Raw genomic sequence first — 21,791 nt, 5'->3', positions numbered from 1 at the left:
GGTTAATCAGCTAACGCTAACACCGCCCGCGCAGTCTCTTCTTCCGTCACCAGGCCGTTAATACGCAGGCCACGAAGTGCGGCATAAATAGCGTCCGCTTTATCCACGCCCCCCGCGACACCGACAATCGTCGGGAGATGCGCCAGGTCGTCGAGCGTTACGCCAAGCAATTCACGATGGATTTCCAGACCTTCCACCAGTTCGCCATCCGCTTGCAGGAAATAACCCAGAATATCGCCCACCGCACCTTTGCGGGCGTACATCAGTTGTTCGCCCTCGCTGATATAACCCGAGCGCAAAATTGTGGCATCGCGTTTTTGGTTGATAGCGCCAATGCCGACAACCGCAACATCTGCGGCGGTCGCCGCGAGGATCACGTCGCGCACACTCGATTCCATACGTAAGATCTCAGCCACCTGCGGCGATGAAACCCGCAGCGGGGCAGGGATCATGCTAACGTTACACGCCGCATCTAACTGGCCGATACCGGTCATGTATGGGCCAACGCCGCCGGAAAGCGTCACCAGGCGAATCTGCTGCGAACCGATAAATCCGCTCAAATGCTGGAGGCAATTCATGGTCGCCTCGCCAAAACCCACCGCCAGTAATTGCCCCGGTTCCAGAATTCCCATCAGCGATTGCGCAGCGCCAATACCTAAACGCGTATTCATCGGCGGCGTGTTATGCGCCGGGAGCACTCGCGCAATCTTGAGACCGAAACGCTGCTGCAACTGCGTTTCCAGCGCCAGGCAGCCCTCAAAACGCGAGTTAATCTGCACCCGAATGACGCCCGACTGACGTCCCTTTTCCAGCAGGCGTGAAATCTTCAAACGAGGTAGCCCAAGCCTTTCACCAATGTCGTTCTGCGTCAGGCCATCGTGGTAATAAGACCAGGCCACACGCGCCAGCAACTCTTCTTCTGCCATCGGCAAGGCGGCTAACTTGCCTTCTTCTGCTGCTCGTTTATCGCTCATAAGTGAACTCTTATTAAAATTTAGATCATATGTTCGAGAGTGCGGGATAAGAAAATGTGAAGCGCACGGCAAAAAGATCATTTTCAGATGCAAATGGTTTAGCTGATCTATTTAAAAATTTTGTGATCTCCGCCCTGTTGTAAAAATTATCCGGCGTCTACGCTTTTGAACATTATTAATTCAAAATCTCTTTTGTTCAATTGTGGAGTGAAAATGCCCAACACCACCGCAATGCTTGCAGCCCGCAAAATTAACAAACAGTTTTCAGGCGTGAATGTTCTGAAAGGTATTGATTTTGCTCTTTATGCCGGGCAAGTCCACGCATTGTTGGGCGGTAATGGGGCAGGGAAATCGACCCTGATGAAGATTTTCGCTGGCGTCGAAACGCCGGATAGCGGTGAACTGAATATCCACGGCAAAGCATTTGGGCGACTGAAACCCGGCCAGGCGCACGAACTGGGAATCTATCTGGTGCCGCAGGAACCCATGTTATTTCCTAACCTCACCGTGCGCGAAAACATTCTGTTTCGTCTGCCCAGGGCGCGCGATGTGGAAAAACGCCTGCAAGAGAAAATGACGCAGCTGGAATGCCAGATCCCCCTTCATGCCGCAGCCAGTACGTTGGAAGTTGCCGATCAACAAATGGTCGAGATCCTGCGCGGTTTGATGCATGAAGCGAAGATCCTGATCCTCGATGAACCTACCGCATCCCTGACTCCCGGTGAAACCGATCGCTTGTTCCGCCAGATCCGCGCGCTGCAAAATCTGGGCGTCGGCATTGTTTTTATCTCCCACAAGCTGCCCGAAATTCGCCAGATCGCCAGCCACATTTCTGTGATGCGCGACGGTGCCGTGGTGCTACAGGGTGAAACGGCGGAGCTGCTCGATGAGCAGTTGATCAACGCCATGACCCCTGGCGATAAGCAGCACAAACTCAGTGATACGCAAAAACTGTGGCTGGCGCTGCCGGGAAACCGCCGCACCGAAGCGCAGGATTTCCCGGTGCTGCGCGTAGAAGAACTCACCGGCGAAGGATTTATCGATCTTAGCTTCGAGTTGTATGCAGGCGAGATCGTCGGCCTGGCGGGTCTGGTGGGATCGGGGCGCACCGAACTGGCGGAAACGCTCTACGGTTTGCGCCCGGTACGCGGTGGCCGCATCTATTTAGAAAACCGTGAAATCAGCGGCGATCGCACCAAATCACGCCTCGATCGCGGGCTAATTTATCTCCCCGAAGACCGGCAGGTTTCCGGATTATTTCTCGATGCGCCGATCCGCTGGAACACCGTCGCACTAAACGAGCCGAGCGTATGGCAGCAAAGCAAACGCGAAGCGGCGGTGGTGGAACGTTACCACCGGGCGCTGGGGATCAAACTCAATAACGCCGAGCAAACCGTGCGCACGCTGTCCGGTGGCAACCAGCAAAAAGTCCTGCTGGCACGCTGTCTCGAAGCCAACCCGCTGCTGCTGATCATTGATGAGCCAACCCGTGGCGTGGATGTCGCCGCCCGGGCAGATATCTATCAGCTGATCAAAAGTGTGGCGGCACAAAACGTGGCGGTGCTGATGATCTCCTCCGATCTCGATGAGTTCAGCGGGCTGGCGGACAGAGTGCTGGTGATGCATCAGGGCGCGATGAATGGCGAGTTACGCAAACCGTCGATCACCGTCGAGAGAATGATGAGCATGGCGTTTGGCGGAGGTAAAGCATGAAAACCTTGCTGCGTAACCGCGAACTGAGCGCGCTACTGGCGATCGTGATTTTGTTTGGCGTGCTGGTGGCGCTCAACCACAGCTATTTCAGTCTGCAAACCTTAAGCATGATCTTCACCAGCGCACAGATCCTGATCCTGCTGGCGGTGGGCGCTTCAATGGTGATGCTGACGCGCAATATCGATGTATCGGTAGGATCGACCGTTGGCCTGTGTGCGATCGCCGTTGGAGTGGCGCTCAACAGTGGTTACAGCTTGCCGGTGTCGATGCTCTTTGCGTTGGGGATTGGCGCGGTGGCGGGCTTCTTCAACGGGGTGTTAGTTGTCTGGCTGCGCATTCCGGCGATCGTTGCCACGTTAGGGACGCTCGGGCTGTATCGCGGCGGCATGTTGTTGTGGACCGGTGGGAAATGGATTGAAGGTTTACCCGCCAGCCTGAAATCGCTCTCCGAACCCATCGCTATCGGGATTTCGCCGCTCGGTTTTATGGTGCTGTTTTTGGTCGCTGTCGCCGCCTGGATGTTCGCCCGGACGGCCTTCGGGCGCGATTTTTACGCGGTGGGCGATAATCTTGCCGCCGCCCGCCAGCTTGGGGTCGCGGTGAATCGTACCCGTCTTTTAGCCTTCACTTTCAACGGCATGCTGGCGGCCATCGCCGGGATTATTTTTGCTGCGCAAATTGGTTTTGTCCCCAACCAAACCGGTAGCGGGCTGGAAATGAAAGCCATCGCTGCCTGCGTGCTGGGCGGGATTTCATTACTCGGCGGCACTGGCACCGTGATTGGGGCGTTTCTTGGCGCGTTTTTCCTCACGCAAATCGACACCGTGTTAGTGCTGTTCAAACTCCCGGCCTGGTGGAATGACTTTATCGCCGGACTCGTTTTGCTCGGCGTTCTGGTGCTTGACGGGCGCTTACGCCAGGCCCTCGCGCGTCATCAGCGGGCGCAGAAATACAGCCGCTTTGTGCCGCCGTTGCCGGGGGCTAAAAACGTGCGGCCTTTTCCCCGCAAGAAGAAGGATGTGGCCTAAATGAGCAAGCTGAAACTTAACTGGGAAGTGGCGCTATTGCTGATTCTGGTGGCAGAAATTCTGCTGTTCGGGGCCATTAATCCGCGCATGCTGGACGTCAATATGCTGCTGTTTAGCACCAGCGATTTTATCTGCATTGGCATTGTGGCGCTGCCGCTAACACTTGTGATCATTAGCGGCGGCATTGATATTTCGCTTGGCTCCACTATCGGCCTGTGCGCCATTGCGTTGGGCGTGATGCTCCAGGCGGGCTTGCCAATCTCGCTGGCGATTATTCTCACGCTCGCCGTCGGCCTGTTGTGCGGGTTGTTTAACGCCGCACTCATTCACTACACCGGTATCAGCCCGCTGGTTATCACGCTCGGCACGCTTTATCTGTACGGCGGCGCGGCACTTTTGCTTTCGGGTATGGCGGGAGCGACGGGTTATGAAGGCATCGGTGGCTTCCCGGATGCCTTCACTAATTACGCCAACCTGACACTTTTCGGCCTGCCGATTCCGCTGGTGATGTTCGCGGTGATCACGCTGCTGTTCTGGCTGCTGACACATCGCGCACGCTTTGGTCGCCATATCTTCTTGATTGGTCAAAACCCGCGTGCGGCGCGTTATGCCGCGTTGCCAGTCAACGGCTCGCTGTACGGTGTGTACGGCATGGTGGGGTTGGCGTCGGCGATTGCCGCCATCGTGCTGGTGTCATATTTCGGCTCGGCGCGTTCTGATTTAGGGCGTGACCTGTTGATGCCTGCGTTAACGGCGGCGGTGTTGGGCGGGGCGAATATTTATGGCGGTTCCGGTTCGATTTTAGGGACCGCGCTGGCGGCGTTATTAGTGGGGTATTTGCAACAAGGTTTACAGATGGCTGGCGTGCCTAATCAGGTATCGAGTGCGTTGTCCGGTGCGCTGTTGATTGTGGTGGTCATTGGTCGTTCGGTGAGTTTGCACCGCGAATATTTACAGGCGACGTGGCGTCGTTTGCGCGGCAACAGAAAACTAACGGGAGTTTGATTATGAAGCAGACAACAAAACGCGCCCTGCAACTCAGTGCATGGGCCTTAGCCTTTGGTGTGGTGAGCGCGCAGGCCGCCGACCGAATCGCCTTTATCCCAAAACTGGTCGGCGTAGGTTTCTTTACCAGCGGGGGTAATGGCGCGATGCAGGCGGGTAAAGACCTTGGCGTGCCGGTGACGTATGACGGCCCAACTGAACCGAGCGTCTCCGGCCAGGTGCAGCTTATCAACAACTTCGTCAACCAGGGCTACAACGCGATTATTGTCTCGGCGGTATCGCCAGACGGTTTATGCCCGGCGCTGAAACGCGCCATGCAGCGCGGGGTAAAAGTGCTGACCTGGGATTCTGACACCAAACCTGAGTGCCGCAGTATTTACATCAACCAGGGCACGCCGCAACAGCTTGGCGGCATGCTGGTGGATATGGCTGCTAAACAAGTGACAAAACCTGCCGCCAAAGTGGCGTTCTTCTACTCAAGCCCGACGGTGACGGATCAAAACCAGTGGGTGAAAGAGGCGAAAGCCAAAATTGCGAAGGATCATCCAGAATGGCAAATCGTCACCACTCAGTTTGGCTATAACGACGCGACTAAATCGTTGCAAACCGCTGAGGGTATTCTAAAAGCGTACCCGGATCTGGATGCGATCATTGCCCCGGATGCGAACGCACTGCCTGCCGCCGCGCAGGCAGCTGAAAACCTGAAACGCACTAATGTGGCGATCGTCGGCTTCAGTACGCCAAACGTGATGCGCCCGTATGTTGAGCGCGGAACGGTGAAAGCCTTCGGCCTTTGGGACGTGGTACAGCAGGGTGAAATTGCGGTCAACGTCGCAAATACCATGCTGAAAAAGGGCGATCTTAACGTGGGCGATAGCGTGGAAGTGGCGAAAATCGGCAGTCTGAAAGTCGAGCCTAATAGCGTGCAGGGTTATCAATATGAAGCCAAAGGCAACGGCATTGTGCTGCTGCCGGAGCGCGTGGTGTTCACCAAAGACAACATCGGCAAATACGATTTCTGAGGGAGGAAAAATGGCAGATCTTGACGATATCAGAGAAGGCAAAGATTACGGCATTGGCCGCCCTCAGGAGAACAAAGCGTTTTACCTGAAGGGCAGCGGGGCGCTGGATTGGGGGATGCAATCGCGCCTGGCGCGGATATTTAACCCCGACTCCGGGCGCACCGTCATGTTGGCCTTCGATCATGGTTATTTCCAGGGGCCGACCACCGGCCTTGAACGTATCGATTTATCTATTGCACCGCTGTTCCCGGAAACCGATGTGCTGATGTGCACGCGCGGTATTTTACGCAGCGTGGTGCCGCCAGCCACGAACAAACCAGTGGTGCTGCGGGCCTCGGGCGGGAATTCAATTCTCAGCGAACTGTCGCGGGAAAGTGTGGCGGTGACCATGGAGGATGCGCTGCGCCTGAATGCCTGCGCGGTGGCAGCGCAAATTTATATCGGCAGCGAATACGAACATCAGTCGATCAACAACATTATCAAGCTGGTGGACGAAGGCACGCGGTACGGGATCCCGACTCTGGCCGTGACCGGTGTGGGTAAAGAGATGGCGCGAGATGCGCGCTATTTCTCCCTCGCCAGCCGAATTGCCGCAGAAATCGGTGCGCAGTTTGTGAAAACCTATTTTGTTGAAGAAGGGTTCGAGAAAGTGACGGCCAGTTGCCCGGTGCCGATTGTTATCGCCGGAGGTAAAAAATTGCCGGAACAAGAAGCGTTGGATATGTGCTTCAGGGCGATTGACCAGGGTGCATCGGGCGTGGACATGGGGCGCAATATCTTCCAGTCAGACGCGCCGCTTGCGATGTTAAAAGCGGTGAAAAAGGTGGTGCATGAGAATGTTTCGGCCCGGGAAGCGTATCAGTTCTGGCTCGATGAAAAACACCATGGAGGCAAGGCATGAATGTGACGCTGGTGGAGATTAATATCAAACCGGAACGGGTCGATGAGTTTATGGATGTGTTCCGCGCCAATCACGAAGGGTCAATCAACGAGCCGGGGAATCTGCGTTTTGATGTGTTGCAGGATCCGGATGTAGCGACACGGTTTTATATCTACGAGGCGTATCAAAACGACGAAGCAGTGCTGGCGCATAAGCAGACGCCGCATTACTTAGCGTGCGTTGAGAAGCTGGATGGGATGATGTCGGAGCCGCGTAAGAAACGGAGTTTTGTGGGGTTATTGCCATAGGAGATGGCTGTCTCTTAGTCAGATCTATATGAGCCAGGTGAAAGTTCCGTTCACTTAATTTTCAGTGGTTTATGAAGCCACCGAAACGGTGAACGTGCAAAGGGTGCTACCGCAGCACCCTTTGCAATCCCGGCTCCCGGCGTTTAAATCGCCGCTGCGCGGTAAACCTCCATTTTTCCTTTCAGTCCCAGGGTCGGTTGTGACTCGCTCCCGGCGATCACAACCTCTCGCCGTTCCCGACGGCTCGACCCGGCCTTCCAGTCAAAACGGAGGCGATTTATGCCGGACTAAAAGGTCAACGTCAAAAGCCGAACCGGTTTTGACCTTGTTCCCGGTAAAAATTGCCCCGGCGCCAGGATTATCAAGGAGAGGGTGTTCTCTCCTTGATACGGTCACCGTTAACAGTGGTTGCAGAGATAACCAGACGTTCGGGTGAGCGGAAAAACACCTCATCTTACAGATCTCACCCTGGCAAATTGCCAGACTGAGATCTGTATAAGACAATGTCTAAGGATGAAGAATCGGATTAATGTTCTTCTGTCACAACCGCATCTGGCTGAGTCACTCTCAAACTCGCGAGGGCCTTCCTCGCACAGCCCAACACATGCTCACACTGCTCAATCGTGATAGTCAGCGGTGGCTCAATGCGAATAGTTTTCGCATTATTGAGCGTCCCGGCGACCAGCACCTGCTGGCGGAACATTTCACTGGCAAAATTATAGCCAATTTCGTTGTCGCTAAACTCGATGGCAATCAACAAACCTTGTCCACGCGCATCGACAACCAGTTCCGGGAACTCACGTTTCAGAGCCTGGAAGCCATCCACCAAAAGTTGCCCTTTCTGCTGCGCCTGAGCGGGAAGATTTTGCTCAAGCAGAACATGAATAGTCGCAAGCGCTGCCGCACAGGCCAACGGGTTGCCGCCAAAGGTGGTGGTGTGCAGGAAAGGATTATCAAACAGCACAGAGAACACTTCTTCTGTCGCAACCGTTGCGCCAATCGGCATTACGCCGCCGCCGAGTGCTTTGGCGAGGCATAAAATATCAGGCTGTACGTTTTCGTGTTCGCAGGCGAACATTTTGCCCGTACGTCCCATGCCGGTTTGCACCTCGTCAAAAATCAGCAGTGCGCCAAATTCGTCGCAAAGTTTACGAACCGCTGGCAAATATCCGACTGGCGGGATAATCACGCCGCCTTCACCCTGAATAGGCTCAAGGATCACGGCTGCGACATCATCACCGGTTTTACGGCATTCGCTGAGCATAATGCGTAACGCGTCGATATTGCCAAACGGCACATGCCGGAAGCCCGGAAGCAGCGGCATAAACGGTTTACGGAAAGCGGCTTTTGCTGTTGCGGACAATGCCCCGAGAGATTTGCCATGAAACGCGCCTGAGGCTGCGATAAAGGTAAATTTCCCACGCGGAGATTGATACGCTTTGGCGAGTTTAATCGCCGCTTCAACCGATTCTGTCCCGCTGTTGCTAAAGAAGCTGTATTTGAGTTTGCCCGGAGTGAGTGTCGCAAGCGTTTTGGCAAGCATCGCCCGTAAAGGGTCGAGCAGCTCCTGACTGTGCAGGGGTTGTTTTTCTAGCTGATGCTGTACGGCGGATACCACTGTTGGATTACGGTGCCCCACGTTAAAAATGCCGAACCCACCCAGACAATCTAAATATTCCTTACCCTGGGTGTCGACAAGCGTATTCAGACTGCTCGCTTGCCACTCTACGGCTCCGTAATCCCCGCCGGCGGTCACTGATTTGCGATACTCAAGAAAACCCGGATTCACATGCTGTTGGAAGTTTTCGATAACCTCTCGATTTAGCGCTTTCATCTCCTCATGGCTGAGTGTCTTCTTTTCGATGATGTTCAGAGCGTGCGCTGTGCAGGCAAGAGCCGAAGCGCTAGTAGGTAACCTGTTCAAAATGTGCTCCTGGGAATGACGTATCACGCGATACACAAAATAAGTATTGCAGGGAATACGCCACTTCGCTTCCCCTAAACAAAATCGGGATAAACGATCTGGGGGAATTGCGATTGCGTAATAATTAATCACAAAGAGTCACGTTTTGCGGTTAAATATCCTGGTCAGGAGCGGCTTTGCTATGGGATATCTGGTTTTTTTGCACCATAACCATGCGTCGTGCTGCTTATTGGTGCGATGACGCCATGTTGCCGCTTACGCGGCGTCCATGCGGTGTTCTCCGCGAACCAGAGCGGCGCGGTTGAACTCATGTTGTATCGCGCCGTCCGCCATATACGCCGCACGGTCTGACATATGCGCAATCACGTCCGCGTCATGGCTGACCAGCAAATAAGTCATGCCAAACTGTTGTTTCAGGCGGTTGAGCAAATTGAGAATTTCCGCCTGTACCGACATATCCAGCGCGGAAGTGGGTTCATCGAGCAGCAGAATTTTAGGGCGCAGTAACAGCGCACGCGCAATAGCCACACGCTGGCGTTGCCCGCCGGAAAGCTGATGCGGATAGCGCTGCAAGGCGTCTGCGGGCAACCCGACCTGCTGCAATGCTTCTTCTACGCGCAGTACAATTTGCGACTCGCCATGAATTTTCAGCGGTTCGGCCAGCGTCCGGTAAATAGTATGGTTTGGGTGCAAAGAGGCGTAGGGATCCTGAAACACCATTTGCACGTTGCGGCGTAAATCGCCCTGAAACCGCACGCCGGGTTTAATCGCGCCGTCCAGTAATTTCACATGGCCTTGCCACTCGCGTTGTAACCCCGCCAGCACGCGTAAAATGGTGGATTTCCCGCAACCTGAAGCGCCAATCAAACTAAACGTTTCACCCTGATTAAGGGTAAAACTGGCATCGCGTACGGCGGTTTTAAGCTGGCCTTTTGCCAGAAATTGCACGCGTAAATTATTGACTTCAACGAGAGCCATGGCTATCTCCTTGCAGGTTCTGGCTGCGGTCTAACGTGGGGAGCATCATGCCGTAAGTGGTTGCATTGGGGCGGCATGTCCAGAGTGTGCGGGTGTACGGATGGGTGGCGTTGGCAAGTTGGTCGGCGGCCATTTCATCGACTTTTTGACCCTGATACATCACCAGCACGCGTTGGCAATGTTGGGCAACTAGCGGTAAATCGTGACTTATCAGCAACATCGCCATCTGGCGTTGCTCGCATTGTTCAACCAACAGTTCCAGAATCTGGTTACGCAGACGCGCATCCAGCGCGGAAGTGGGTTCATCGGCGATCAACACTTTCGGGTTGTTGACCAGCGCGATAGCAATCATCACGCGTTGCCCCATGCCGCCGGAAAGTTCAGCCGGATAGCGTGGCAGCACGTTTTCCGGCAACCCGACTGAATTGATCACTTCGAGAATACGTTCACGACGCTGTGCCGCTGAGAGTTTCTGATGCAGTCGCAGGGCTTCGTCAATCTGCTGGGCGACATTTTTGACTGGATTGAGCGCGTAGCGCGGGTCTTGTAACACCATCGCGATGTCATTCCCGCGCAGGTTTTGCCAGCCACGGTTGTGCATCGTCAGCAGGTCGTTATCCAACACATTGAGCTGAGTGGCGCTGACTTTGCCCGGTTTGCGCACCAGCCCCATCAGCGCTCGCGCCGTCATGGATTTACCGGAGCCTGATTCCCCGACCAGCGCCAGGCGCTCGTTACCCAGCGTAAACGAGAGGTTATTCACCACGCGTGCGCCGGGGTAATCAATGTTTAGCTCACGAACTTCAATACGATTCTCACTCATGACCCGGCTCCAGCACGTCGCGTAAACCATCGCCCAATAAGTTAAATGCCAGGCTGCTAATTAAAATGGCGGTGCCAGGAATGGCGGCAATCCACCACTGGTCAAAAATGACCTGCATACCGTCGGCAATCATTGAACCCCATTCGGACATCGGTGGTCTTGCGCCCAAACCTAAGAAACCCAGCCCGGCGGCGGCGAGAATAATGCCTGCCAAATCCAGCGCCAGACGCACAATCGCCGACGGCAAACAGAGCGGTAGAATATGCCCCACCAATAACCGTAGCCCGCGAATGCCCATCATTTCGGCGGCAGCCAGATAGTCACTATGGCGCAGGCGTTGGATTTCACTGCGCGCCTGGCGGGCATACGCAGGCCAGGTGGTGAGCGCCAGCGCCAGAGCGCCATTCACAAGCCCTGGGCCAAGCATCGCCACAAAAGCGAAGGCCAGAATCAGACGCGGCATCGACATCACCACATCGGTAAAGCGCATTAGTACGCGCTCAAGCCAGCCGCCGTAGTAGCCAGACAGAATGCCAATCAGCAAGCCGACGGGCAGGGTAATTACCGTCACCAGCAGCACCAGCCCGATTGCTGGACGCGCGCCATAAACCAGGCGTGAAAGCAGGTCACGACCGTAGCTATCGGTTCCCAGCCAGTGGTGAGCGTTGGGCGCTTGCAGGCGTGCGGCGGCGTCTTGCCAGTTCGGGTCGAAGGGCGCGATAAGCGGGGCGAAAACCGCAATCAGCACCAGCAGCGTGATAATCACCAGGCCGCAAAGGGCGGCGGGTGAGCGCAATGTACGGCGTAAAAACAGGTAAGACGGCATCAGTGCACCCTCGGATCGGTGACACGCACCAGCACGTCAGTCAGGTTGTTGATAATGACAAACGACACGCCAATCAGCAGCGTGCCGCCCATGATCGCGGTGGTATCTCCGGCGAAGAGCGCGGTGGTCAGGTAACGCCCGATTCCCGGCCAGGAAAAGACGGTTTCGGTCAGTACCGCCCCTTCCAGCATGCCGGTATAAGCCAGCGCGATAACCGTAAACAGCGTGCCGCGAATGTTGGGCAGCACGTGGCACACCAGAATTGTCATGTCGCCAGCACCTTTGGCGCGGGCAAGAGTAATGTACTCTTTGTTCATTTCGCTTAAACAGGCGGTGCGCGTGAGGCGGGTAATGCTTGCCAGCGAGTAATAGGCCAGCAGCAAAACCGGCAAAGTCAGGTGGTTGATGGCATTCATGAACGCGTCACGGTCGCCAGAAAGCCAGGTGTCTATCAGCACAAAACCGGTTTTGGCTTCGACGCTGTACTGGTAAATATCATCCAGACGACCTGGCCCCGCGCTCCATTGCAGGCGTGCGTAAAACAGCGCCAGCATCAGCAAACCGAGCCAGAAGATGGGCACGGAGTTGCCCAGCAGGGTGAAGGTGCGTACCGCTAAATCCCATGGCGAGCCTGCAAAACGGGCACACAGCACACCAAAAAATACGCCCAGCACGCTGCCAATAATCAGCGCGAGGGTGGCCAGCTCAAGTGTTGCCGGAAAGGCGGCGAGCAAATCTTGTAATACGGGCTGGCCGGTGGCGCTGGCGGTGCCTAAATCGCCATGAGCGAGTTGGGTCAGGTAATGCCAGAACTGAACCGGGAGCGGTTTATCTAGGCCAAGCTGGTGGTGGACCTGGTCGTAAGTGGCCTGGCTTGCGTGGTCGCCGACGATTTGCAGCACGCGATCGACAGGCGAAAGTGCCGAAAGGGCAAAGGTGATAAGCAGCAGGCCGACAAGCGTGAGCGCCAGGGTAAACAATCCCTGGGCCAGGGTGAGCAACGGGCGGCGAAATGAGACTTCAGACATGGGTAACTCTTTTGCTGGTGTTGGATAAAGCAACCCTCACCCCGACCCTCTCCCTGAGGGAGAGGGGGAAACGGGTCAATCCCCTCTCCTGGGGGAGAGGGTTAGGGTGAGGGGCAATCTTATTTACTGACGCGATCGTAATACACCATATCCGCATTCAACCCTTGCTGATAACCCTTCACGTTTTCACGGACCACGATTTGGGTTTTGCCCTGATCTACAAACACATACGGCGAGTTATGCTGCACTTCTTCCTGTATTTTCTTATACAGATCCAGGCGTTTTGCCGGGTCAGCTTCGGCGACAGCCGCCAGAGTTTGCTTATTCAACTCAGGAATTTGCCAGCCGTTTAAGCCTGCCACGGTGCTCGCTTTACCGTCGTTATAGGCAAAAGCGCTGGCGTTTGAGTGAGCGTCAAAGTAATCCGGGATCCACAAACGAATCGCCGCCTGGTGCTGTTTAGCACGAACGCGAGCGTAGACCTGGCTGCCTGCGGCTGGCAGAAGATCAATCTTCACGCCGCCCTGGGCAAAACTCGCCTGCATCGACTGCGCGATGGTGATAAACGGCGGTTTGTTTTCTACATCCAGCGTGAAGTGCGCGTCTTTGATGCCTGCTTTAGCGAGGATTTCTTTCGCTTTTGCCGGGTCAAATTTGAATGGATTGTTATCCAGCGCCCCAGCAAAGCCCACCGGCAGGAAGCTCTGGTGGATAAAATACTGGCCTTTCAGCAAGTCTTTGGTGATGCCTTCGTAGTCGACCAGGTAGCGAGCCGCTTCCCACAGGGCCGGGTTTTTCAGCAGCGGGTTAGCATTGTTACCGGCGTTGAACACCATGTAATTCTGCTCGGCAGACGGAATACTCAACACTTTCACGCCTGGTTTGCCTTCCAGAGCACTGGTCTGATCCGCACCTAAATCACGTGCGATATCGGCATCGCCTTGCTGAATCAGCAGGCGGCGAGCAGCAGGATCGGGCACGTTTTTGATAATGATGTTTTTAACTTTTGGCGCGTCGCCTGGAGATGTCGGGTTTGCATCCAGAACAATCGCCTGATGCGGCTGGTAAACGCGCATTTTGAACGGGCCGCTGCCTGCCGAGTGCATCTTCAGCCATTCGTTGCCGAAGTCACCGGCTTTAGCATTTGGGGAAACCGCTTTTTCATCCACGATAGAGGCAATCGGCGTGGAGAGAATATTCAGCGCCACCGCCGGGCTAACGTCTGCCGTCCAGTGTAATTCCAGCGTGTGGTCATCGACCTTTTTCAACTGGCTGGCGATGTTGTCTGGCTGCCAGCCCAACACGTTGAGAATAAACGCCGGGGATTTGTTGAGCGTCACCGCACGGGTATAAGAGAAGATAACGTCTTCCGGACGCAGCGGATTACCCGAGGAGAATTTGGCATCCGGGCGCAGTTTAATGGTCAGTTTTTTATTCGCCGCATCGCCCTGCCAGCTTTCGGCCAGTACCGCGACCACTTTCGCCGGGTCATCACGGTCGGCCTGAACCAGGCGCTGATACAAACTTGGTACGGTTTGAATGCTCGAAAGCTCGTTCGCTTCAGCAGGGTCAAGGCTGACGATATCGTCCAGCCCCTGGGCGACAATCAAGGTATTTGGCGGTGTAACGGCATAGCTGCTGGCGGAGATTGCAGCCAATAGCAGTAACGGCAGTGCTTTTCTTTGCATGTGGCACCCTGCGTAAAAGAGAAGAATTCTTTATGAGTTGTTATTCGCGGACTGGATTACGTTAGGTGAGTTATGAATATTCGCAAAGTCCAAAAAATACTTTGCTTATAAATTTTAGACATAACCAATTCCTGCCAGGAATGAGGGTTAAAGCCTGAAATGAAAACGCCGGGCATTAACCCGGCGTTTGCGATGCTGCTAAAGATTACTCGTTGATGCGCGGGTGCTGATCCACCAGGTTGGTGCGCTTCGCCTGTAATTCTTCAATCTCACGGTCGATATCTTCGATTTTTTGCTCGATGTTATCGTGGTGTTCCTGAACAATTTCACGCGCTTCGGCAATATCAGACGCCGCAGGCGTTGCGCCTTTCAGCGGCTTATTTGCCGTCTCTTTCATCGTCAGACCGGTAATCAGACCGATAGCCGCCACCACCATCAGATAATAAGCGGGCATCATCAGGTTTTCGGTGGATTCCACTAACCACGCCGCAACTGTTGGGGTCACACCCGCAACCAGCACCGAAATATTAAAGGCACTGGCTAACGCACTGTAACGAATATGCGTCGGGAACATGGCGGGCAGAGTCGAAGCCATCACCCCGGTGAAGCAGTTCAGCACGACCGCCAGAATCAGTAACCCAGCAAATATCAGCCCCAGCACATTACTGTTAATCAGAATAAAGGCCGGAATCGCCAGAACAAGCAATGCCACGCTACCGAAGACGATAAACGGACGGCGGCCAAAACGGTCACTCAGCAGGCCAATCATCGGCTGCACAAACAGCATCCCAATCATGATGGCGATAATAATCAGCACGCCATGTTCTTCGGAATAATGCAGGTTGTGCGACAGGTAACTTGGCATATACGTCAGCAACATATAGTAGGTGACGTTGGTGGAAATCACGATGCCGACACAGGTCAGCAGGCTGCGCCAGTGTTTGGTCGCAATCTCTTTGAAGGAGACTTTAGGGCCATCAGCCAGGCCTTCTTTATCGCCCTGTTCGAGTTTATCAATGTGCTGCTGGAACGCAGGAGTCTCTTCCAGCGCATGGCGCAGATACAGGCCGATAATCCCTAATGGCAATGCCAGGAAGAACGGCAGACGCCAGCCCCATTCGAGGAAGTTAGCTTCACCGACAATCGCCGTAATCAGCACCACCACGCCCGCACCACAGACAAAACCGGCTATCGAACCGAAGTCCAGCCAGCTGCCCATAAAGCCGCGTTTACGGTCTGGTGAGTATTCCGCAACAAAGATTGAAGCCCCCGTGTATTCACCACCCACTGAGAACCCTTGCGCCATTTTCGCAAGCAACAACAGGATTGGCGCCCAGATACCAATTGTCGCGTACGACGGAATCAGGCCAATACAGAAGGTACTCAATGACATAATGATAATGGTGATGGACAGGATCTTCTGACGCCCGTATTTATCGCCGAGCATCCCGAAGAACAGGCCACCCAACGGGCGAATCAGGAAGGGAACGGAAAACGTACCCAGTGCGGCGATCATCTGCACGCTTGGGCTGGCATCCGGGAAGAAAACCTTACCGAGGGCGTAAGCAACAAAGCCGTATACGCCGAAATCAAACCATTCCATCGCATTGCCAAGCGAGGCGGCGGTAATCGCCTTTTTAAGACGGCTATCGTCGATGATGGTGACGTCACTGACCTTAATAGGTCTGACTTTCTTTTTCCTTTTTAACATTATTATCCTCTTTTTCCTTGCGGGCGCTAAACGGTCCCGTACTAAGTGTAGTGTGCCGATTGCAAATTGAAGGTCAAAACTCCAGCACTTAGCGTCACTATGACATTTTCATTAATAACTTTATGAAATTAATGGGAAATGTGTTCCCCATCCAAAATCATTATAAAAAATATGGCTTAGTTAAAAAAGTGTGATCGTCGTCAAGTTTAACCGCTAAAGGAAATTTTTGCAGCGCCGAAATAACAATGCCACTAAAAATATTAACAATTGGATAACCTGACAGGGGAGTTGCTATGACTGCGCGCACGGCTGCTACACAGCATGAATACCTGCTCGACGACGACACGACATTGATGTCGACCACCGATTTGAAAAGCATCATTACCCATGCGAACGATGCGTTTGTGAAGGTGAGTGGTTACGAACTTCACGAGCTAACAGGCCAGCCGCACAACCTGGTGCGCCACCCTGATATGCCCAAAGCCGCCTTTGCTGATATGTGGTTTACCCTGCAAAAAGGCGAGCCGTGGACCGGTATCGTCAAAAACCAGCGTAAAAATGGCGATCACTACTGGGTGCGGGCGAACGTTGTCCCAGTGGTGCGAAACGGGAAAACAACCGGCTATATGTCGATTCGCACTAAAGCGAAACCGGAAGAAATTGCCGCCGCCGAGCCGCTCTACAAGGCGCTTAAAGAAGGGCGTTGCCAGCGCCGTCTGTTTAAGGGGCTGGTTATTGGCAAAACCTGGCTGGGGAAAATCCCGGCCTTGCCGTTGCGTGGACGTATTCGTTTGATTATAAGCGCCGTGTTTTTGCTGATGATGGCGGCTTCTGCATCGCTTGGCCTTGGCGCACTGCCGGTGCTGATGAGCGCCCTGGCGAGCGTGCTGGCTTGTCTGCTACTCGAGTGGCAAATTGCCCGTCCGCTGGAAAATGTCGCGCGCCAGGCACTGGAAGTGGCAACCGGAAACCAGCAGAGCGTGCAGCATCTGGCGCGAAGCGACGAAATCGGCATGACGTTACGTGCCATCGGCCAGCTTGGGTTGATGTGCCGCTGGCTGATTCATGATGTCAGCCACCAGGTTGAGAACGTGCGTAGCGGGAGTGAAACGCTGGCGCAGGGGAATGTGGAACTGAATGAACGCACGCGCCAGTCCGTGGAAAATGTGCAGCAAACCGTCACCACCATGAGCCAGATGGCGGTATCGGTGCAGAACAATTCAGAAACCGCTGCCGCCGCAGATAAACTTTCAAGTTCTGCGAGCAAGGCCGCAGCGCATGGCGGGAAAGCGATGGAAACCGTGGTGACCACTATGGATGACATTGCCGACAGTACGCAACGTATCGGCTCTATCACCAGCCTTATCAATGACATTGCGTTCCAGACAAATATTCTGGCTCTGAACGCGGCGGTGGAAGCCGCACGTGCCGGAGAGCAGGGTAAAGGTTTTGCCGTGGTTGCTGGTGAAGTGCGAAACCTGGCACAACGCAGCGCGACGGCGGCCAACGATATCCGCAAACTGATTGATGCCAGCGCCAGCAAAGTGCAGTCCGGCACCATTCAGGTTCACGAAGCGGGGCGCACCATGAATGATATTGTCGAGCAGGTGCGCAATGTGACTCAGCTTTTGGGGCAGATAAGCCTCGCCACTTCTGAGCAAGCCGAAGGATTGTCTGATTTAACGCGCGCGGTCGCAGAACTGGACGCTATCACACAGAAAAATGCGGCGCTAGTCGAAGAAAGTGCGGAAGTGTCGGCAATGGTGAAGCACCGGGCGACGCGCCTCGAAGATGCGGTAACCGTTCTGCATTAGGGTTAAAAAATCGATAACCGCACGTTTTAACCCCTGGGATGGTTTTTTTTAGCTAGTCTGGGACAGATTGACCGTTTATTCACGACCCAAATCTATGGAGAGAATTATGACGCAGTCGTCCCAAATTAACCGCCGCTTTGTCCTGGCGCAGCGCCCGCAAGGTATGCCAACCGATCAGGATCTTCGCCTGGAAGAAGAGCCCGTTCCACAGCCTGCGGCAGGCCAGTTGCTGCTGCGCACACTCTATTTATCCCTCGACCCGTATATGCGCGGGCGCATGGATGATGCCGAGTCTTATTCCGCGCCGCTGGCCATTGGCGATGTCATTGGTGCAGGCACTGTCTGCCGTGTCGAAAAATCTGAACACGCGGACTATAAAGCGGGTGAGCTGGTGTTGGCCTACACCGGTTGGCAGGATTACGCGTTGTCTGATGGCAGCGACGTGCAGAAACTCGACCCGAATATGCAGCACCCGTCGTATGCGCTCGGTTTGCTCGGCATGCCAGGTTTTACCGGTTACATGGGGCTGACCGATATCGGCCAACCGAAAGCCGGAGAAACCGTGGTTGTTGCGGCGGCCAGCGGTGCCGTGGGCTCAGTGGTTGGGCAAGTGGCGAAATTGCTCGGTGCAAAAGTCGTCGGGATTGCAGGTGGGGCTGAGAAGTGCCGTTACGTCACAGAAACGCTGAAGTTTGACGCCTGTATTGACCACAAAGCGCCAGATTTTGCCGAACAGCTGAAAAAAGCCTGTAACAAAGGCATTGATGTCTATTTTGAAAACGTCGGCGGTGCGGTGTTTGATGCGGTTCTGCCGCTGCTTAATACCAAAGCGCGTGTTCCGGTGTGCGGCGTTATCAGCCAGTACAACGGCGCTAACAGCGCTTTTGAGCAGGATCGTTTGCCGCTGTTGATGGGCACCATTCTGAAAAAACGTCTGCGTGTTCAAGGCTTTATTATTTCTCAGGATTACAGCGACAGTTATCCGCAATTCTTTAAGCAGATGAGCCAATGGCTGGCGGAAGGTAAAATTCAGTTCCGTGAAGATATTGTCGACGGTCTGGAGAATAGCGTTGAAGCATTCCGCGGCTTATTAAGCGGCAAGAACTTTGGCAAGGTGATTGTGAAAGTCGCCGAATAAAGTGAAAAGGGTGGATGAGGTTAACGCTTATCCACCCATTTTTTTACTTTTTATATGGCCCGTCTATTACCGAATTCCGCACTAATAAATCCGAGGTAAATATATTCTCTTTGGATAAATACCCGCCATCCAGCATTGAAATTAAACGGTTGATCACTTCGCTGATCATTTCGCTGACTGGATCTCTAACACTGGATAACGCCGGGGAGAGATAAGGTGCGGTAGGGATATTATCGAAGCCGATAATTGATATTTCACCGGGAACCGAAATTCCCAGATCGTTTAATTTCTTCATGGCACCGATCGCCATTTCATCATTACTGGCGACGATCGCGCTGATCTTATCCTGCCGTTGATACAGCGATTCTACCGCTGAGACTCCACTGCCAGGCGTCCATTTCCCTTGCACGATTAAGTTGTCGTTAATGCCAATATCATATTGATTTAACGCTTCTTTATATCCGGCTAAACGCTCGATCGCGGTAGGGGAATCCATCGATCCGGTAATAAAAGCAATATCACGATGACCGCGCTCAATAAGATGTTTGGTGGCCAGATAGCTGGAGCCTTTATGGTCACAACAAATACAGTGGCTTTGGTGTTTTCTTAATTTTCGATTCACTACCATGATGGGCTGTTTGTATTGATCGATAATTTCATCCATTTCATCAATGGATAAAAAACGCGGATAAATAATCACCGCATCACAACGTAAATCGAGCAAAAATTGAATGGCTTCGCGTTCTTCCTGCGCACTGTGTTTACCGTCCACCAGAATAAGCTGGCGACCGTTGTCTTCTAATTTCTTGGCGGCCTGAGAAAGAATTTCGCTGAAATAGCTGCCGTTATATAACGTGTTCGTCACGACCAGCCCAATACATTCCGATTTATTAGACGCCAGATTACGTGCCAGTAAATTTGGCCGATATCCCGCTTCCTCAATGGCTTTATAAACCTGCTCTTTGGTGGCGTCGCTCACGTATCCCTTGCCGGATAAAACACGTGAAACGGTGGCTTTTGAGACACCGGCTTTTTTTGCCACTTCTAGCATTGTCGACATGGGAGCTTCCTGGCTTTGATGATTGCGCCCATTTTACACATTCCGCAGCGACAAAATACTGCCCTATACCCGTCATACTTCAAGCCGCTTCTTTGTTGGCTGCGTGACCTCGCCCAGGTCACTTACTTAAGTAAGCTCCCAGGGACTCGTTCCCTTGCCGCCTCGAAGCAACTCGAATTATTTAGGGTATGAAAGCGGTGTTAGTGGCCTTAAAAGGCTGATTATGGCGATCGCAATCACAAAATTAACAATATGAAAAATTAGTGTTTGATCTGTTTGTTTTGCCTGTTCAATCTAATGTGGAACCGGTTACCTATTTCTCAGAACCCTACAGCCTGGCGTGATATTACCGGTAATGATATTTGCAACTGCATGAATTTAAATAAGAAAGAGTGGTAACTCATGGCTAAGAATTACGCGGCAGTCTCTCAGTCGATAGTGGACGCAATTGGTGGCGCAGGAAACGTTGGCGCAGTCACACACTGCATGACGCGTTTGCGGTTTGTTTTAAATGACGACAGCATCGTGGATACCGCGAAACTGAAAGCTATCAATGGCGTGCTGGGTGTTGTTCGCAGCGAAAACCAGTGCCAGGTGATCATCGGTAATACCGTTTCTCAGGCCTATGCTGAAGTGCTGAAACTGTTGCCAGAAGGGATGCAGCCAGCGGTTCCGGCAAATGGCAAAAATAAAATCACCCTGAAACGGATTGGTGCCGGGATTCTGGATGCGCTGATTGGCACCATGTCGCCGTTGATTCCGGCGATTATCGGCGGTTCGATGGTAAAACTGCTGGCCATGATTCTGGATATGACCGGTGTATTCGGCAAAGGCTCTTCCACGCTGATTATTCTGAACGTGATTGGCGACGGCGCATTCTTCTTCCTGCCAATCATGGTTGCGGCCTCTGCCGCGATAAAATTCAAAACCAATATGTCGCTGGCGATTGCCATTGCTGGTGTGCTGGTTCACCCAAACTTTGTTGACCTGATGGCGAAAGCCGCCCAGGGCCAACACGTTGAATTTATGGGCATGACGGTCACGGCGGTGAAATACACCTATACGGTGATTCCGGCACTTTGCATGACCTGGATACTTTCTTATATCGAAAGATGGGTTGACCGCATTACGCCTGCGGTGACGAAAAACTTCCTCAAACCGATGCTGATTGTGCTGATCTCCGCCCCGATTGCCATCATGCTGATTGGCCCGCTGGGTATCTGGATTGGTACCGGTATTTCTTCCCTGGTTTATACCATTCACCACTATTTAGGTTGGTTGTCGGTGGCGATTATGGGCGCGCTGTGGCCACTGCTGGTGATGACGGGCATGCACCGTGTATTCACACCATCTATTATTCAAACCATTGCTGAAACGGGCAAAGAAGGGATGGTTATGCCTTCTGAAATTGGTGCCAACCTGTCACTTGGCGGTTCATCTTTGGCAGTGGCGTGGAAAACTAAAAACCCTGAACTGCGCCAGACTGCGCTGGCCGCTGCGGCTTCGGCGATTGTGGCGGGTATTTCCGAACCAGCACTTTACGGTGTGGCAGTGCGCCTGAAACGCCCATTAATTGCGGCATTAATCAGCGGTTTTGTTTGTGGTGCGGTGGCCGGAATCGGCGGGCTGGCGAGCCACTCCATGGCGTCACCGGGATTATTCACCAGCGTGCAGTTCTTTGACCCCGCAAATCCGATGAGCATTGTATGGGTGTTTGGCGTGATGATCCTGGCAGTGGTGCTCTCTTTCTTCCTGACGTTGTTGCTGGGCTTTGAAGATATCCCGGTTGAACAAGAGCAAGGTAACGAGAAAGAACAGGTACAGCCAAACGCCGTTGTTGCATCTGCAAGCGCTAACTAATTAAGAAGAGG

The 21,791-nt window shown here is 53.6% G+C and carries 18 protein-coding genes; 9 read left to right on the top strand and 9 right to left on the bottom strand.

Annotated features, from left to right (window positions below):
• Positions 1–2: 2 nt before the first annotated feature.
• Entirely contained in the window at positions 3–974 is a 972-nt protein-coding gene (gene lsrR, locus M2371_RS13165; protein WP_259267917.1) for a transcriptional regulator LsrR, read from the bottom strand.
• 231 nt (positions 975–1,205) lie between these two features.
• On the opposite strand from lsrR, the gene lsrA reads away from it, so the two are divergent.
• The 6 genes from lsrA to lsrG are packed head-to-tail and all read left to right on the top strand — an operon-like array spanning position 1,206 to position 6,930.
• Positions 1,206–2,687 carry an autoinducer 2 ABC transporter ATP-binding protein LsrA gene (lsrA, locus tag M2371_RS13160; protein ID WP_259267963.1) on the top strand — a complete coding sequence of 494 codons (1,482 nt, stop codon included), beginning with the start codon at positions 1,206–1,208 and terminating at the stop codon, positions 2,685–2,687.
• Positions 2,684–3,715, top strand: coding sequence for an autoinducer 2 ABC transporter permease LsrC (lsrC, locus tag M2371_RS13155; RefSeq protein WP_259267916.1), 1,032 nt, complete (start codon positions 2,684–2,686; stop codon positions 3,713–3,715). Before lsrA ends, lsrC begins: the two co-directional genes overlap by 4 nt.
• Positions 3,716–4,720: an autoinducer 2 ABC transporter permease LsrD gene (gene lsrD, locus M2371_RS13150; protein ID WP_259267915.1), complete on the top strand. Its 1,005-nt coding sequence runs from the start codon at positions 3,716–3,718 to the stop codon at positions 4,718–4,720.
• Positions 4,721–4,722: 2 nt separating this feature from the next.
• Positions 4,723–5,742 carry an autoinducer 2 ABC transporter substrate-binding protein LsrB gene (gene lsrB / locus M2371_RS13145; protein WP_172893150.1) on the top strand — a complete coding sequence of 340 codons (1,020 nt, stop codon included), beginning with the start codon at positions 4,723–4,725 and terminating at the stop codon, positions 5,740–5,742.
• Between the two features lie 10 nt (positions 5,743–5,752).
• Entirely contained in the window at positions 5,753–6,643 is an 891-nt protein-coding gene (lsrF, locus tag M2371_RS13140; protein ID WP_034498738.1) for a 3-hydroxy-5-phosphonooxypentane-2,4-dione thiolase, read from the top strand.
• On the top strand, positions 6,640–6,930 hold the full coding sequence (gene lsrG / locus M2371_RS13135; RefSeq protein ID WP_034498737.1) for a (4S)-4-hydroxy-5-phosphonooxypentane-2,3-dione isomerase: 291 nt from the start codon (positions 6,640–6,642) through the stop codon (positions 6,928–6,930). The genes lsrF and lsrG overlap by 4 nt, the downstream gene beginning before the upstream one ends.
• Before the next feature lie 526 nt (positions 6,931–7,456).
• Here the strand turns inward: lsrG and ygjG are convergent.
• From ygjG to proP, 7 genes are all read right to left on the bottom strand, one after another.
• Entirely contained in the window at positions 7,457–8,854 is a 1,398-nt protein-coding gene (gene ygjG / locus M2371_RS13130; protein ID WP_259267914.1) for a putrescine aminotransferase, read from the bottom strand.
• 255 nt (positions 8,855–9,109) lie between these two features.
• Entirely contained in the window at positions 9,110–9,832 is a 723-nt protein-coding gene (locus M2371_RS13125) for an ABC transporter ATP-binding protein (protein WP_172893153.1), read from the bottom strand.
• The gene (locus M2371_RS13120; protein ID WP_172893154.1) at positions 9,819–10,655 is read right to left on the bottom strand and encodes an ABC transporter ATP-binding protein; all 837 of its coding nucleotides are present in this window, start codon (positions 10,653–10,655) and stop codon (positions 9,819–9,821) included. Before M2371_RS13120 ends, M2371_RS13125 begins: the two co-directional genes overlap by 14 nt.
• Positions 10,648–11,481 carry an ABC transporter permease gene (locus tag M2371_RS13115; protein ID WP_034498731.1) on the bottom strand — a complete coding sequence of 278 codons (834 nt, stop codon included), beginning with the start codon at positions 11,479–11,481 and terminating at the stop codon, positions 10,648–10,650. Before M2371_RS13115 ends, M2371_RS13120 begins: the two co-directional genes overlap by 8 nt.
• Positions 11,481–12,509, bottom strand: coding sequence for an ABC transporter permease (locus M2371_RS13110; protein ID WP_259267913.1), 1,029 nt, complete (start codon positions 12,507–12,509; stop codon positions 11,481–11,483). Before M2371_RS13110 ends, M2371_RS13115 begins: the two co-directional genes overlap by 1 nt.
• Positions 12,510–12,628: 119 nt before the next feature.
• The gene (locus tag M2371_RS13105) at positions 12,629–14,197 is read right to left on the bottom strand and encodes an ABC transporter substrate-binding protein (RefSeq protein WP_259267912.1); all 1,569 of its coding nucleotides are present in this window, start codon (positions 14,195–14,197) and stop codon (positions 12,629–12,631) included.
• Between the two features lie 205 nt (positions 14,198–14,402).
• Positions 14,403–15,908 (bottom strand): glycine betaine/L-proline transporter ProP, encoded by a 1,506-nt coding sequence (gene proP, locus M2371_RS13100; RefSeq protein WP_172893158.1) that lies wholly within the window; start codon positions 15,906–15,908, stop codon positions 14,403–14,405.
• A 293-nt stretch (positions 15,909–16,201) separates the two neighbouring features.
• Here proP and M2371_RS13095 point away from each other — a divergent pair, with 293 nt between their 5' ends.
• Positions 16,202–17,722 (top strand): PAS domain-containing methyl-accepting chemotaxis protein, encoded by a 1,521-nt coding sequence (locus tag M2371_RS13095; RefSeq protein WP_259267911.1) that lies wholly within the window; start codon positions 16,202–16,204, stop codon positions 17,720–17,722.
• Between the two features lie 106 nt (positions 17,723–17,828).
• Positions 17,829–18,860, top strand: a complete 1,032-nt coding sequence (locus M2371_RS13090; protein ID WP_259267910.1) for an NADP-dependent oxidoreductase — start codon at positions 17,829–17,831, stop codon at positions 18,858–18,860.
• A 43-nt stretch (positions 18,861–18,903) separates the two neighbouring features.
• Here the strand turns inward: M2371_RS13090 and M2371_RS13085 are convergent, their stop codons facing one another.
• A complete protein-coding gene (locus M2371_RS13085) occupies positions 18,904–19,920 on the bottom strand; it encodes a LacI family DNA-binding transcriptional regulator (RefSeq protein ID WP_259267909.1) in 1,017 nt (338 codons plus the stop codon).
• Positions 19,921–20,322: 402 nt separating this feature from the next.
• On the opposite strand from M2371_RS13085, the gene ascF reads away from it, so the two are divergent.
• Positions 20,323–21,780, top strand: coding sequence for a PTS cellobiose/arbutin/salicin transporter subunit IIBC (gene ascF, locus M2371_RS13080; protein WP_259267908.1), 1,458 nt, complete (start codon positions 20,323–20,325; stop codon positions 21,778–21,780).
• Positions 21,781–21,791 lie beyond the last annotated feature (11 nt).

Source organism: Buttiauxella sp. BIGb0471, assembly GCF_024807715.1.
In the GTDB taxonomy this organism is placed as follows: Bacteria; Pseudomonadota; Gammaproteobacteria; order Enterobacterales; family Enterobacteriaceae; genus Buttiauxella; species Buttiauxella agrestis.
Note: the sequence above shows the minus strand (reverse complement) of the source record. Positions and strands in the feature narration are given on the sequence as shown.

What these genes read in the sequence shown, in the direction of transcription:
- lsrR (WP_259267917.1), bottom strand. Translation starts at nt 974, where the DNA reads ATGAGCGATAAACGAGCAGCAGAAGAAGGCAAGTTAGCCGCCTTGCCG.
- lsrA (WP_259267963.1), top strand. Translation starts at nt 1,206, where the DNA reads ATGCTTGCAGCCCGCAAAATTAACAAACAGTTTTCAGGCGTGAATGTT.
- lsrC (WP_259267916.1), top strand. Translation starts at nt 2,684, where the DNA reads ATGAAAACCTTGCTGCGTAACCGCGAACTGAGCGCGCTACTGGCGATC.
- lsrD (WP_259267915.1), top strand. Translation starts at nt 3,716, where the DNA reads ATGAGCAAGCTGAAACTTAACTGGGAAGTGGCGCTATTGCTGATTCTG.
- lsrB (WP_172893150.1), top strand. Translation starts at nt 4,723, where the DNA reads ATGAAGCAGACAACAAAACGCGCCCTGCAACTCAGTGCATGGGCCTTA.
- lsrF (WP_034498738.1), top strand. Translation starts at nt 5,753, where the DNA reads ATGGCAGATCTTGACGATATCAGAGAAGGCAAAGATTACGGCATTGGC.
- lsrG (WP_034498737.1), top strand. Translation starts at nt 6,640, where the DNA reads ATGAATGTGACGCTGGTGGAGATTAATATCAAACCGGAACGGGTCGAT.
- M2371_RS13125 (WP_172893153.1), bottom strand. Translation starts at nt 9,832, where the DNA reads ATGGCTCTCGTTGAAGTCAATAATTTACGCGTGCAATTTCTGGCAAAA.
- M2371_RS13120 (WP_172893154.1), bottom strand. Translation starts at nt 10,655, where the DNA reads ATGAGTGAGAATCGTATTGAAGTTCGTGAGCTAAACATTGATTACCCC.
- M2371_RS13115 (WP_034498731.1), bottom strand. Translation starts at nt 11,481, where the DNA reads ATGCCGTCTTACCTGTTTTTACGCCGTACATTGCGCTCACCCGCCGCC.
- M2371_RS13110 (WP_259267913.1), bottom strand. Translation starts at nt 12,509, where the DNA reads ATGTCTGAAGTCTCATTTCGCCGCCCGTTGCTCACCCTGGCCCAGGGA.
- M2371_RS13105 (WP_259267912.1), bottom strand. Translation starts at nt 14,197, where the DNA reads ATGCAAAGAAAAGCACTGCCGTTACTGCTATTGGCTGCAATCTCCGCC.
- proP (WP_172893158.1), bottom strand. Translation starts at nt 15,908, where the DNA reads ATGTTAAAAAGGAAAAAGAAAGTCAGACCTATTAAGGTCAGTGACGTC.
- M2371_RS13095 (WP_259267911.1), top strand. Translation starts at nt 16,202, where the DNA reads ATGACTGCGCGCACGGCTGCTACACAGCATGAATACCTGCTCGACGAC.
- M2371_RS13090 (WP_259267910.1), top strand. Translation starts at nt 17,829, where the DNA reads ATGACGCAGTCGTCCCAAATTAACCGCCGCTTTGTCCTGGCGCAGCGC.
- M2371_RS13085 (WP_259267909.1), bottom strand. Translation starts at nt 19,920, where the DNA reads ATGTCGACAATGCTAGAAGTGGCAAAAAAAGCCGGTGTCTCAAAAGCC.
- ascF (WP_259267908.1), top strand. Translation starts at nt 20,323, where the DNA reads ATGGCTAAGAATTACGCGGCAGTCTCTCAGTCGATAGTGGACGCAATT.